The following is a 12,940-nucleotide window of genomic DNA, read 5'->3' as shown; positions in this document are numbered from 1 at the left end:
CATCAGTTCCAGCAGCAACTTGAGCAACAAATGAATGACTTCTTAGCAAATACTGCCAAAGAACGTATTGCTCAAGGCAAAGCACAAGCACAACAACTGCATCAGTTCCATCAGCAACTTGAGCAACAAACTGATGACTTCTTAGCAAATACTGCCAAAGAACGTATTGCTAAAGCTAACGAACAGAAGCAATCTCTGCGTCAATTCCGTCAGGATTTGTTTGTGAGTGTTTTTGGTGTATCGAGCCTTTAATTAATACTTGCAATCAACTGAGTTGATTTGTCTGAGAATTGGGCTGTATACTAAAGCCCCCTAATCTAATAGTTGTAAAACCGTGAAGATCAGGGGGTGGATAATAAAATTCAACAATGAGTTTGGCGTGAAACATAGGTAGTCTACGTTTAGACTGTAGCCAAGCTAAGACCAGTAGCTATTTGAGAATTAACTGGACTACAGTTATCTAACTAGGCTCTCCGCTTCATGCGCTATATAGAGTAATTATAGCACATTCAATCACAAAAAATAGCATCTTTTTGCTTTTTGCTATTTATTTTCTTAACCATCTTGAATTTATGACTATCATCAATATGAATCAGAAAAGAGCCGTTCTTCGTGTTCGTCCAGGTCAGTTTGTGGTGACACCTGCTATTGAGAAAGTAGCATTTCGGGCGTTACGTTATCTCCACTCAGGATTTCCTATTCATCTACGTGGACCAGCCGGAACGGGGAAAACGACTTTAGCCCTCCACCTAGCCCACTGCATCAGCAGACCTGTGATGTTACTGTTTGGAGATGATGAATTTAAAAGTTCGGATTTGATTGGTAGTGAATCTGGTTACACCCACAAAAAATTGCTGGACAACTACATTCACAGTGTTGTGAAAGTTGAAGATGAATTCAGACAAAATTGGGTTGATTCTCGACTAACTTTGGCTTGTCGGGAAGGTTTTACCTTAGTCTATGACGAATTTAACCGTTCTCGTCCTGAAGTAAATAACGTTTTGCTTTCAGCATTAGAAGAAAAAATTCTCAGTCTTCCTCCCAGTAGTAATCAGCCAGAATATCTGAATGTTCATCCCCAATTTCGGGCTATTTTTACCTCTAATCCAGAAGAATATTGCGGAGTTCACTCCACACAAGATGCTTTGATGGATAGATTGGTAACTATTAATATGCCAGAACCAGATGAGTTAACTCAAACCGAGATAGTAAATCAGAAAACGAATATAGATCGAGAATCTGCTCATTTTATTGTGCATTTAGTTAAATCATTTCGTTTAGCGACAGGGGCTGAGAAAACTTCTGGCTTACGGTCTTGTTTAATGATTGGTAAAGTTTGTGCAGATAACGATATTTTCGTAACACCAGAAAATGAAGAGTTTCGGGATATTGCGATGGATATTTTGTTCAATCGTACTCATTTATCTATCAGCGAATGTACAACTATTTTGCATGATTTACTCAACCAGGTTGCTTCAGAATCGGCTCAGACATTAAGCAATGTTATTAACATGGATGATGGCTTGTCGAGGAACGATTTTCAAGCAATTAATTTACCAACAGAAGTTGAACAATCTTCCCCAGATGTAGACAATGTAGTTCCTTTTGAAAAAGAAGTTTATAATTACTTACTTCATCAAAAAAACGAAGGAATAACTGGTCTTCAGAAAGCCTTACAATTAGAACGTAACGTAATATTAAATGCTCTTCATTCCTTAGAGCAAAAATCTCTGGTTAATAAAGTTAATCGTCTTTATACTATTCAAGAGTTGAATCATTAGTGACTTCTACCCCCATACTGCCAACCCGTCCTCAGAGCAACTCAAGTCGAACTATTAACACATCTACCCAAGGTTCGACTTTAGCAGACATTCTCGAAAGAGTGTTAGATAAAGGTATTGTTATTGCTGGTGATATATCTGTATCTATTGCTTCTACTGAACTTCTACATATTCGGATTCGCTTGTTAATTTCTTCTGTTGATAAAGCTAAAGAGATGGGTATTAATTGGTGGGAAAATGACCCTTATCTCAGTAGCAAAGCACAAAGTTTAGTTGAAGAAAACAAACACCTCCAACAGCGTTTAGAAAGTTTAGAAACGCAGATAAATTTCCTAAAATCTGCCATTGAGCAAGAGCAACTTCCCTTAGCTAATACAGAAGATAATTCTGAAAAAATTGATCAAGAAAGTATTCCATTATCCATAGATTCCCTTCTTGATGTCTAATTAATTGCAATTTAGGAGTTATTTAAATTTGAATAAAAACTATAACTCCTAAAATTTGAATAATTAATTGCAGGGCATTAAAAAAATAATAAATTTGTAGGTGACATCATGGAAATGGTTAGAACTTCGGTTGATAACTCTCAAGATTTACTAACCACTGCTGCTAAATCTAATAAAGAAAAGGGTTTAGCTCCTTTACTTTTGACTGTGCTGGAATTGGTACGTCAACTAATGGAAGCTCAAGTAATTCGGCGAATGGAGCAGGAATACCTCAATGAATTTGAGTTAGATAGAGCAGCAGAAAGTTTGCAAAAGTTGGAAGAACAAATTTTACATTTATGTCAGATATTTGAAATTGATCCGGCTGAATTAAATGTAAATTTAGGAGATTTTGGTACTCTTTTACCACCTCCTGGATCTTATTATCCAGGAGAAACTAGTAATAGTCCTTCCATCTTAGAATTACTTGACCGGCTTTTAAACACGGGAATTGTTGTAGACGGTGAAATAGATATAGGTCTAGCTCAATTGGATCTTATTCACGCTAAATTACATTTAGTTTTGACCTCGAAACCAATTTAATCCCATTACATCAAAGGTTATCAATCGTAAAATTTAGTTTAATTAGTTTGCAGCTTATGAATAGTGGTCTTTATTTGTACGGCATTTTTCCTGACTCAATTCCTAATAATCTTGATATTCAAGGATTGGATAAACAACCTGTTTATAGTCAAGTAGTTGATGGATTTACTTTTTTATATTCCCATGCCTGTCAAGAAAAATATTTAGCTTCTCGTCGCAATTTATTAACTCATGAAAAAGTTTTAGAACAAACCATGCAGGCAGGATTTTATACTCTTCTACCTTTGCGATTTGGATTAGTTGTTAAAGACTGGGAAGCGATTAATATCCAACTAATTCAACCATATAAAGAACAATTGCGAGATTTATTTCAAAAATTGGCAGGACAAAGAGAAGTCAGTATTAAAATTATTTGGGATACCAAATCTGAATTGCAGCAGATGATGGAATCTAATCCAGATTTGAAGCAGCAACGCGACAATATGGAAGGCAAAAAGTTAAGTATGGAAGAGGTGATTGGCATTGGACAATTAATTGAAAGCAATTTGCTGACTCGTAAAGAAAATGTGATTCAAATTTTCTGCAATGAGCTAAATCCTTTAGCTAAAGAGGTTGTAGAAAGTGAACCTATGATGGAAGACATGATATACAATGCTGCATTTCTAATTCCTTGGGAAAGTGAATCTGTATTTAGCGATCGAGTGGAAGCCATTGACAAAAAATTTGGCGATCGGCTACGTATTCGTTACAACAATTTTACCGCTCCCTACACATTTGCCCAGCTTGTTTCACCATAACCAACCTAGTTTATTTGTGAGGAAACCTGTTCTCTCAACAAGTTTCCTTTTCTCCCACAGGAACTTTAAGACTTAATAGGAATTATTACTATGCTGATGAAAGTTTTACTAGCGCCAGTTATGGGCCCAATTAGTGGAGTTGTCTGGATCGCCGAAAAAATTCAAGAGCGGACTAATACTGAATTTGATGCTCAAGAAAATTTGCATAAACGATTGTTAAGTTTGCAGCTTGCTTTCGATATTGGCGAAATTAGTGAAGAAGAATTCGAGATTCAAGAAGAAGAAATTCTTTTAAAAATTCAAGCTTTGGAAGAGGAAGCCCGCTTAGAAGCACAATCTGAAGAAGAGGAATACTATCAACAACAACCTCAATTTACACTAGAAGTTGCAGAAGTTGAAGAAGATAAACATCTAGTCCTATTACCTTAGTAAAATTTTTCTAAATTATCAGTCAAACTCTCATCTGGATTTTTGTTTATCTACCATAAGCTGTCAAATTTTTTAACCCCCTCAAGGGGATGTGTTTCCCAGAAAACCTCAACTGTCAATTACCTTGAATATGAAAGTAAAAAACCCGCTTTTGCGGGTTAATAATTAAACAAGATTTAATATTCAATCTCAAAAGTATTGTAAGTATGCGGTTCAGTAGATTTCTTGGTTCGGACTATATTTTGAACAGTTCTTGATTGAGGTTGACGCAATTTATGAATAGTTTTCTCTGTTTCTTCTATTTGATTATTGAGAACATCCAACCGTTGTTGAAGTACAAACATTCTGTCTTTAATACCATACAACTCTCGTTGAATACGTTGCTTTTCTGTCACCATTTTATAAAGTTCTAACTGACTGGAAGCATCAGATTTATTTCGAGGCATTGTACTAACTTTAGCTCTAATCATACCGCGATTACGAATGTTGTTCATGAAAAGTACCTGAATAGTTTTTTTAATTATAACCAACTTTTTGTGATTGTAAACTCCTCAGTAATACGCAATTTAATTTCTTCTTTACTTAAGTAGATATGAAATTTTACTAATTAATTTTTGCCAATAATTTAGTCTGTTTTATCTAGGTAAAATATATGGAATTAAAAAACTTCTACACCTATGCTTTTTTAGAAACTCCTAGCTTCTCCCTGATTTTACCCCAAGGTGCTACTAGTCAAGTAGTAATGATTAATGGTTCTCAACTTTCAGCTATTGTTGAGCCAGGGATATCTTTAGAATCATTCCAAAATAATGATGAAAACATTATCCAGATGGCTTTATCTCATGATCGAGTTATTTGTGAACTTTTTCAGCAAATCACAGTTTTACCCTTGAGGTTTGGTACATATTTTAATTCTCAAAATAACCTACTCAATTATCTAGAATCCCATGGACAAGAATATAGAAATAAGCTAAAAAAAATCAACGGTAAAATCGAATTTGCTTTAAAACTAATTCCCCGACCCTTAGAAGAAACAGAACCATTGGTAGCCAGAGGTAGGAATTACTTTTTAGCTAAAAAGCAACAATATCAAAACCAACAAACTTTTACTATTGCCCAAGCTACAGAAAAACAAAACTTAATTAATTTAATCACGAAAATTAATCAATTACCTGTTGTTATTCAAGAACAAAATGAAGAAGTACGGATTTATCTTTTAGTTAGTTCTCAAGATAAAATTTTACTTCTAGAACAATTTCTAACTTGGCAAAAAGCTTGCCCACGTTGGGAATTATGTTTAGGAGATTGTCTTCCTCCTTACCACTTTATCTAATGCTTATTTATGAGTTTTTTTGTGATTAAAACAATTATGAACCAGTACGATTTACTTAATTTAGTTATGTTTAGCGGCAAGGGTGGAGTTGGTAAAACCACCATTTCTTGCTGTTTTGCTCGTTATTGGGCTAAACGTTTCCCGGAAGAAAAAATTTTGTTACTGTCTACAGATCCTGCACATTCTTTAGGAGATGTATTACTTTCACAGGTAACAGATTCTGCTTCACCAACCGCAGATTTATCTAATTTGAGTATTCAGGCTTTAGACGCACCAAAACTGCTATTAGAATTTAGGGCAAAATATAGTCAATTTTTAGAACTACTAGTTGAACGAGGAAGTTTAGCTGATGGAGAAGATTTAGCCCCAGTTTGGGATTTCAACTGGCCTGGTTTAAATGAACTCATGGGATTGCTGGAAATTCAACGTTTGTTATCAGAAAATACTTTTGATCGCATAGTAGTTGATATGGCTCCTTCTGGACATACATTGAATTTATTGCGATTGAAAGATTTCTTAGATGTAATTTTAAATTCCCTAGAATTATTCCAAAAGAAGCATCAGGTAATCACAGAAACTTTCACAGGTAATTATACCCTTGATGAAGTCGATGATTTTTTAGCTGATCTCAAATTTCAATTATCAGAAGGTAGACGACTACTCCAAGACAATCATTTTACAGGTTGTTTAGTAGTCGCAGTTGCTGAACCCATGTGTTTAGCAGAAACCGAGCGATTTTTAGAACAGTTACAAACCTTAGATGTTCCTTATGCAGGAATATTAGTCAATCGAATTTTGGCAAATGCTGATATAGAACCAGACCGCTATGCAGAACAGCAGAACTACCTGCAAAAATTCTTAAAAATTTCTCCAACTCAACCTGTTTTCATTGTTCCACAACAGCCATCGCCCCCATTGGGTAATTTAGCATTAGATCATCTAGCCGGACAAATTCAAAAAATAGATCAAGTTGAACTTGCACCTCCTCCAGCAATTAAATGGCCAGCAAGAATACCACCAAGCTTTGGTGATTTCTTAGCTGAAGGATGTCAACTAATTATTGTCGGTGGTAAAGGAGGAGTCGGCAAAACAACAGTATCAGCAGCAATGGGTTGGGCTTTTGCTAATCATTATCCTCATCAAAGAATTCGTGTTATTTCCATAGACCCTGCCCATTCCTTGGGAGATGCCTTTGGAAAAAAATTAGGACATGAACCACAATTATTAGCTCCTAATTTAAGCGGACAAGAAATTGATGCTGAAAAAATATTAGATCAATTTCGTGCCGATTATCTTTGGGAATTGGCAGATATGATTAGTGGGGAAGGAACAGCAACAGACACAACGGTAAATATTGCTTATCTGCCAGAAGCTTGGCGACAAATTATGTCTCAAGCGTTGCCTGGAATTGATGAGATGCTATCCCTAATTACCATCATAAATCTATTAGAAAGTAACGAGCAAGATTTAATTATTTTAGATACTGCTCCTACAGGGCATCTGCTACAATTTTTGGCAATGCCATCAGCTTTAGGAGATTGGTTATCTTGGATATTTAAGCTGTGGATGAAATATCAAGATGTTTTAGGTCGAGTTGATTTTATTGGGCGTTTACGGCATTTACGCCAACAAGTTATCCAAGCTCAAAAGAAATTGAAAGACCACCATCACACCCAATTTGTAGGTGTAATTCAGGCAGAAGAGGCGATTATAGCTGAACATATCCGCTTAACAGAATCTCTGAAAAAAATGGAAATTCAACAACGTTATGTGGTGCAAAATCGCTCCAGTCAAGAATTAAAAATCAATCACAGCTTATTTCCAGAACAAACAATTATTCACTTACCTCAATTACCCAGGTCTGTTGAACCAATGGACAGGATTAAATGTGCAGCTAATCTTTTATTTGCATTTGAGGAGTATGGCTTACGCCACGCTCCGCTATCAGGAGTTCAGGAGTGCCACCCGCAGGGTGGAGCTTAAGCTAACAGGAGTATGGCTAACGCTACGCTATCAGGAGTCAGGATAAAAAAGAATATTCTCCCCTTGCAACCTGCATTCTTACTGTCTTAACTGTCACCTGTCACCTGTCACCTATTACCTGTTTTAAATGTAGCCCCCAAAATATTTTTTTACTTCATTTTGAGAGGAATGTTATGAGTGATTTATTCAAGGGATTTGAACAATTTATAGAATTGGTCAAAACATTAGAAGAAAAAATTGAAAGTGGAGAAGTTAAAGCTGATGTACAGATTAACTCCCGCCCCTTAAGCAGTATTCCCAGAACAGGCAATATTCCCCGTGGGAATAGTAGCAGTAATAAAAGTAACGATGTTGGGACTAGTCGTATCCGCACTCCTTCTTCTCCTTCTTCTCCTGCTGCTGATGCAGGTTCATCCGAGCCGATAGTACCACCTGATCCTAATTCGGGAATGAGTCTCAAAGATATCGGGGGACTGAGTGATGTTCTCAAAGAACTCAAAGAACTGATTGCTATTCCCTTAAAACGCCCTGAGCTACTGGTTAAACTGGGTCTAGAACCCACACATGGTGTACTGTTGGTAGGGCCTCCAGGAACTGGTAAAACCCTTACTGCCCGCGCCTTAGCTGAAGAACTGGGGGTTAACTACATTGCCCTGGTCGGACCAGAAGTGATTAGCAAATATTATGGTGAAGCCGAACAAAGACTGCGGGGCATCTTTGAAAAAGCCGCCAAAAATGCCCCCTGTATTATCTTTATTGATGAAATTGATAGCCTCGCCCCAGACCGGAGTGCGGTGGAAGGGGAAGTTGAAAAGCGTCTAGTTGCCCAACTATTAAGTTTGATGGATGGTTTTTCCCACAGTCAAGGTGTGATTGTCCTAGCAGCTACTAACCGCCCTGACCATCTTGACCCTGCCTTGCGCCGTCCGGGACGATTTGACCGGGAAATCCTGTTTCGGATTCCAGACATTAATGGACGCAAAGAAATTCTGCAAGTTCTGACCCGTGCTATGCCCTTGGATGAAACAGTGAATCTGGAGTTTATTGCCGAGCGCACTGTCGGATTTGTGGGGGCTGACTTAAAAGCTGTATGTCAAAAAGCTGCTTACACAGCCTTGCGTCGTCAGGTTACTTCCGTGGAAGTGCAAGTTCCCGAAACCATGACTGTCAATCAAGCGGATTTCTTACAAGCACTCAAAGAAATCAAGCCAGCAGTGCTTCGCAGCATGGAAGTGGAAGTCCCCCATGTGGAATGGGAAGATATTGGTGGTTTGGAGACAATTAAGCAAACCTTGCGGGAATCAGTAGAAGGGGCGTTACTTTATCCAGAACTTTACCGCCAAACTAAAGCTGTAGCTCCCAGGGGTATTTTGCTTTGGGGTCCTCCGGGAACAGGCAAAACTTTATTAGCCAAGGCCGTAGCTTCCCAAGCGAGAGCTAATTTTATTGGTGTCAACGGTCCAGAGTTACTTACCCGTTGGGTGGGAGCTAGTGAACAGGCGGTGCGGGAATTATTTGCTAAAGCACGACAAGCCGATCCCTGTGTGATATTTATTGATGAAATTGATACATTAGCCCCGGCACGGGGGACTTACAGTGGTGATTCTGGAGTCAGTAACCGGGTAGTAGGACAATTACTGACCGAGTTGGATGGTTTAGAAACGGGAACTAATATTTTAGTGATTGGTGCTACCAATCGTCCTGATGCCCTTGACCCAGCGTTACTACGGGCAGGAAGGTTAGATTTACAACTGAAAGTGGATTTACCGAACTTAGCCAGCCGCCTAGAGATTCTGCAAGTCTACACCGAGGGAAGACCGCTGTTAGATGTGGATTTGGAATATTGGGCTAACGCGACAGAAGGCTGGAATGGCGCAGATTTGGTGTTGCTGTGTAATCAGGCTGCTGTCAAAGCAATTCGCCGTTTTAGAGCGCAAGGGGAGACAGACCCGGCTGCTATTAGGATTACTCTTGATGATTTCCAATATTCTTATCAAGTTTTAATGCAGCAACGAACAACTACCTAGATGAGAACTGGGAAGAGCTAGGGGAATCAAAATTAAGTCTGTCTTCTTTAGAGACGTTTGAGCTAAACGTCTCTACTGCGATGCGTGGTGTATTTTCAGAAGATGCACGCACTCGTGAAGAGTTTATGAATTTGATCAGGCACAATGTTCTTTTGAGTTAACCATAGGATAACTGTGGGGTTACATCAACAAAACCCACCTTTGTGGCTTGGATATTGCTGGAGCGGTTGACATCGCCCAACTGAAGCTAATAGAGTGACACTGTAAAGTCGCAAACAAACAGTAAATTAATTTTAGTTTATGGTGCGTCAACGCTCTATTTTGTCACTGATTCTCGTACTTGTTACCACGTTTCTGATTAGCTGTGGCAGTCCTAGTGTTGCTACTGCACCTCCATCTTACACACCGACCCAACTGGCAAAAATTCAGGAATATATTCCTGATATTAAGGTTGTGCGCGATCGCTCAGAAGAACTGAAAACTCTGATTACCAGCAGTGAATGGATTAAAGTGGGCAATTTTATACATGGCCCAATGACAGAAGCTAGGCTAAATATGACTTATGTCATTCCTAACTTAGTACCCCAAGACCAACCAAAAGGCAGACAGATCACCAAGGATTTATTAGCACATCTGGTAAAAATTGACCAAGCAGCTAGTACAGGTAACACCAGTTTAGCTTTAAGCAGCTATAAAGATGTTGTTGTAGATGTTGACAAATTTCTGCAATTGATTCCAGAACAAGGTGATAGCTGACAGGTGACAGGTGACAGTTAACAGTGAACAGTAAATACTCAAGGGGCTGATAACTGAATAACTCTGAATCCTGAGTCACAAAACGCTAGGGTAATGGAGTGATAGGGTAAAGAGAGAAACTCTTTACTCTTCACCCCTCGCTGTTAATAAATGGTATGAATATAGTAATTGTCGGTTGTGGTGTAGTTGGGGCGGCGATCGCCTATCAACTCAGTCAAGTTAAAGGTTTAAATATAACTGTTTTCGATCAAAACCAACCAGCACAAGCTTCAACAGGTGCTGCACTTGGTGTTTTGATGGGTGTAATCAGCCATAAAGTCAAGGGTAAAGCTTGGCAGATGCGCCAAGAAAGCATTAAACGTTATGAAACTTTGCTTCCTGAATTGGAAGGAATTACGGGACGCAAAATCCCTTGTAACCGTCAGGGAATTGTGATGTTATTGTCGGAAGATTCAGAACGGCCTTTAACCAGTGGTGTGGAGGTGATGACAGAATGGGAACAGTTGCGGGAAGTGCGTAAATCCCAAGGTTGGCAGTTAGCGGTTTGGGACAGAGATAAACTTCAGAAATTCTGTCCACAAGTCAGTCACCCGAATATTATTGGTGCGGTCTACTCTCCACAAGACCGTCAACTCAATCCTACAGCTTTAACATTAGCTTTGGTAGATGCGGCTCAACGCAATGGTGTAAAATTTAAGTTTGGTGTGGCTGTTAAAAGTAACCAACCTCTATCTTCTCAATTAATCCAGATTACACCAACAGTTCAGGATCAACTGAAATCTATTGAAACTTCAGAGGGTAATGTCACCGCAGATTGGTTTATTATCGCTGGTGGTTTGGGTTCAACTGCCCTGACTGCACAGTTACATCGAAAAGTACATATCCGTCCGGTTTTAGGGCAAGCTTTATATTTAAGTTTAGGACGAATTTTAGGCAATCCTGATTTTCAACCTGTGATTACTGGTAATGATGTTCATCTTGTCCCTATGGGTAGTGGTGATTATTGGGTGGGTGCAACGGTAGAATTTCCCAATGTCACCGATGAGATATATGCAAGGAAAGAATTATTGGAATCTTTGCAACAACAGGCGATCGCTTTTTGTCCAGATTTAGCTTCAGCAAAAGTTGTCCGTACTTGGTCTGGTTTACGTCCCCGTCCTGAAGGTAGGCCAGCACCTGTAATTGAGAAACTACCAGGTTTTAGTAATGTTGTCTTAGCTACTGGTCACTATCGCAACGGTGTTTTACTTGCACCTGCGACGGCTTCAGCAGTGCAGAATTTGATTATCAATTGATAATTGATAATTGATAATTGATAATTGATAATTGTTTCATTAAAGGTTTAAAACTTCTCCTTTCCTGGAAAAAAAACCAGAAAATTTCTTCTATTTCCCAATCCTCTCACTTCCAGGGATAGGTAATTGCCAATTATCCATTGTTGAATTCTCAAGATTATTAATAGTATGAGGTTACGAATTGATTCTCTAGTTTTACCAAATTTATGATATGTTTTAAAAGTTTGCAGATTATGAAATAACTATCAGCATTTTTTTACGGGCTATACTAACAGTAACTATCTCTATAGGACTGGTATTTGATTTTTGAAATTATCTGTGTAGAGAGGGAACAGGGAACTCTTAACAGGGAACAGGGGAAGTGTACGGAGTGTTTTTCAAGAATCAAATATGATTCCTATAGTCCTCATGATTACATGAAGTCTGGCTGACATGAAAACATCCTCAAAGCCAGACACAGACTACTTTTTAAATTTTCGGACAGACATAATGAATAAATTGTCAATTGTCAATTATCAATTATCAATTATCAATTCTTATTTAATCCTGTAAATCCTGGACATCATTTATTTCTTAATTTTGACTTTTGACTTTTGACTTTTGACTTCCCGAAGGATATCCTGATTCAGACAAATAATATTTAATTAAATATTTTATGATAGTTCTTCCTTATCAAAATTCAGTATATCAGATTTTAAGATAGCCGTCAACAAATTAACCTCTTATAATCCCCAACCCTAGATTTTCAGAATACTGGCAGTTTTTTGAGGATTTTATGGAAATCTGGGCTTAATCCGTATATTTACATGGTATAATTTTAAAAGAGGTTCTGTATTCGTCTAATCTACAAACTTGTCATAGATTAAGTACAAGACAGTACACCTACAAGCATAGATACCAAATCATGTAAATACGATTTTTATGGATGAAGTTTCTGAAAAGCTGATAGTAATTTTCCAGAATGTTAATGAGTGGCTAAAGTTCGCAGAGGCTAAAAACGGGATTCTGCTGGCTTTTTCTGGTGCAGGTTTGACAGCGACTATTACCCTTTTAGCTACAGATAAGAATATTCCCAATTCTTTAAAATTCGGTTTGCTGCTTGCCACTTTTTTACTTTGTATTTGCGCTTTAATCTGTTCTTTATCTTTTATTCCGCAAACAGATTTAAAGCGTCTTTTGTGGCTACAAACAAGACCATCTAAAAAGTCTGTTCCTCAACCACAGGATACAGATAATTTATATTTCTATGGGGATTTGCGGAAATATAAAGCCAAGGAACTAATAGAGGTGATAAATAGGCAATATTTTGAAGGTAAAATAACGCAGCCTTATAAAAAAGAGTATGAAGATATTGCTGGGCAAATTACTATTAATTCTAGCATTGCATTTTTGAAGTTTCAGGTTTTTAAGTATGCTGTATATATTTTAATTGCGGCTATTTTAGTAATTCCTGTTTCTTTGATGGTTAGTTTAGTTATTTATCGGAGTTTGTAATTTATTGCAAATCATTG

General features: G+C 37.9%; 13 protein-coding genes. 12 read left to right on the top strand and 1 reads right to left on the bottom strand.

Features of this window, described 5'->3' with window-relative positions:
* From gvpC to A0J48_RS18075, 6 genes are all read left to right on the top strand, one after another.
* On the top strand, positions 1-252 hold a 252-nt coding region (gvpC, locus tag A0J48_RS18100; RefSeq protein ID WP_200325473.1), incomplete at its 5' end, for a gas vesicle protein GvpC.
* Positions 253-572: 320 nt separating this feature from the next.
* Positions 573-1,781: a gas vesicle protein GvpN gene (gvpN, locus tag A0J48_RS18095; RefSeq protein WP_200325471.1), complete on the top strand. Its 1,209-nt coding sequence runs from the start codon at positions 573-575 to the stop codon at positions 1,779-1,781.
* The gene (locus A0J48_RS18090) at positions 1,781-2,227 is read left to right on the top strand and encodes a gas vesicle protein (protein WP_200325469.1); all 447 of its coding nucleotides are present in this window, start codon (positions 1,781-1,783) and stop codon (positions 2,225-2,227) included. Before gvpN ends, A0J48_RS18090 begins: the two co-directional genes overlap by 1 nt.
* 108 nt (positions 2,228-2,335) lie before the next feature.
* Entirely contained in the window at positions 2,336-2,809 is a 474-nt protein-coding gene (locus A0J48_RS18085; RefSeq protein WP_200325467.1) for a gas vesicle protein K, read from the top strand.
* 56 nt (positions 2,810-2,865) lie between these two features.
* Entirely contained in the window at positions 2,866-3,606 is a 741-nt protein-coding gene (gene gvpF, locus A0J48_RS18080) for a gas vesicle protein GvpF (RefSeq protein WP_200325465.1), read from the top strand.
* A gap of 90 nt (positions 3,607-3,696) precedes the next feature.
* Positions 3,697-4,035 (top strand): gas vesicle protein GvpG, encoded by a 339-nt coding sequence (locus A0J48_RS18075; RefSeq protein WP_200325463.1) that lies wholly within the window; start codon positions 3,697-3,699, stop codon positions 4,033-4,035.
* Between the two features lie 176 nt (positions 4,036-4,211).
* Here the strand turns inward: A0J48_RS18075 and A0J48_RS18070 are convergent, their stop codons facing one another.
* The gene (locus A0J48_RS18070; RefSeq protein WP_200325461.1) at positions 4,212-4,529 is read right to left on the bottom strand and encodes a gas vesicle protein; all 318 of its coding nucleotides are present in this window, start codon (positions 4,527-4,529) and stop codon (positions 4,212-4,214) included.
* A 158-nt stretch (positions 4,530-4,687) separates the two neighbouring features.
* Here A0J48_RS18070 and A0J48_RS18065 point away from each other — a divergent pair, with 158 nt between their 5' ends.
* From A0J48_RS18065 to A0J48_RS18040, 6 genes are all read left to right on the top strand, one after another.
* Positions 4,688-5,368 (top strand): GvpL/GvpF family gas vesicle protein, encoded by a 681-nt coding sequence (locus A0J48_RS18065; protein WP_200325459.1) that lies wholly within the window; start codon positions 4,688-4,690, stop codon positions 5,366-5,368.
* A gap of 36 nt (positions 5,369-5,404) precedes the next feature.
* Positions 5,405-7,351: an ArsA family ATPase gene (locus A0J48_RS18060; protein WP_234301001.1), complete on the top strand. Its 1,947-nt coding sequence runs from the start codon at positions 5,405-5,407 to the stop codon at positions 7,349-7,351.
* Between the two features lie 173 nt (positions 7,352-7,524).
* Positions 7,525-9,378 carry an AAA family ATPase gene (locus tag A0J48_RS18055; RefSeq protein ID WP_200325457.1) on the top strand — a complete coding sequence of 618 codons (1,854 nt, stop codon included), beginning with the start codon at positions 7,525-7,527 and terminating at the stop codon, positions 9,376-9,378.
* A gap of 300 nt (positions 9,379-9,678) precedes the next feature.
* Positions 9,679-10,134 carry a photosystem II protein PsbQ gene (gene psbQ / locus A0J48_RS18050; protein WP_200325455.1) on the top strand — a complete coding sequence of 152 codons (456 nt, stop codon included), beginning with the start codon at positions 9,679-9,681 and terminating at the stop codon, positions 10,132-10,134.
* 155 nt (positions 10,135-10,289) lie between these two features.
* Positions 10,290-11,429: an NAD(P)/FAD-dependent oxidoreductase gene (locus A0J48_RS18045; protein ID WP_200325453.1), complete on the top strand. Its 1,140-nt coding sequence runs from the start codon at positions 10,290-10,292 to the stop codon at positions 11,427-11,429.
* A 921-nt stretch (positions 11,430-12,350) separates the two neighbouring features.
* On the top strand, positions 12,351-12,923 hold the full coding sequence (locus A0J48_RS18040) for a hypothetical protein (protein WP_200325451.1): 573 nt from the start codon (positions 12,351-12,353) through the stop codon (positions 12,921-12,923).
* Positions 12,924-12,940 lie beyond the last annotated feature (17 nt).

The sequence above is a fragment of the Sphaerospermopsis aphanizomenoides BCCUSP55 genome (genome assembly GCF_001586785.1).
Classification (GTDB): Bacteria; Cyanobacteriota; Cyanobacteriia; order Cyanobacteriales; family Nostocaceae; genus Sphaerospermopsis_A; species Sphaerospermopsis_A aphanizomenoides_A.
Note: the sequence above shows the minus strand (reverse complement) of the source record. Positions and strands in the feature narration are given on the sequence as shown.

What these genes read in the sequence shown, in the direction of transcription:
- gvpN (WP_200325471.1), top strand. Translation starts at nt 573, where the DNA reads ATGACTATCATCAATATGAATCAGAAAAGAGCCGTTCTTCGTGTTCGT.
- A0J48_RS18085 (WP_200325467.1), top strand. Translation starts at nt 2,336, where the DNA reads ATGGAAATGGTTAGAACTTCGGTTGATAACTCTCAAGATTTACTAACC.
- gvpF (WP_200325465.1), top strand. Translation starts at nt 2,866, where the DNA reads ATGAATAGTGGTCTTTATTTGTACGGCATTTTTCCTGACTCAATTCCT.
- A0J48_RS18075 (WP_200325463.1), top strand. Translation starts at nt 3,697, where the DNA reads ATGCTGATGAAAGTTTTACTAGCGCCAGTTATGGGCCCAATTAGTGGA.
- A0J48_RS18070 (WP_200325461.1), bottom strand. Translation starts at nt 4,529, where the DNA reads ATGAACAACATTCGTAATCGCGGTATGATTAGAGCTAAAGTTAGTACA.
- A0J48_RS18065 (WP_200325459.1), top strand. Translation starts at nt 4,688, where the DNA reads ATGGAATTAAAAAACTTCTACACCTATGCTTTTTTAGAAACTCCTAGC.
- A0J48_RS18060 (WP_234301001.1), top strand. Translation starts at nt 5,405, where the DNA reads ATGAACCAGTACGATTTACTTAATTTAGTTATGTTTAGCGGCAAGGGT.
- A0J48_RS18055 (WP_200325457.1), top strand. Translation starts at nt 7,525, where the DNA reads ATGAGTGATTTATTCAAGGGATTTGAACAATTTATAGAATTGGTCAAA.
- psbQ (WP_200325455.1), top strand. Translation starts at nt 9,679, where the DNA reads ATGGTGCGTCAACGCTCTATTTTGTCACTGATTCTCGTACTTGTTACC.
- A0J48_RS18045 (WP_200325453.1), top strand. Translation starts at nt 10,290, where the DNA reads ATGAATATAGTAATTGTCGGTTGTGGTGTAGTTGGGGCGGCGATCGCC.
- A0J48_RS18040 (WP_200325451.1), top strand. Translation starts at nt 12,351, where the DNA reads ATGGATGAAGTTTCTGAAAAGCTGATAGTAATTTTCCAGAATGTTAAT.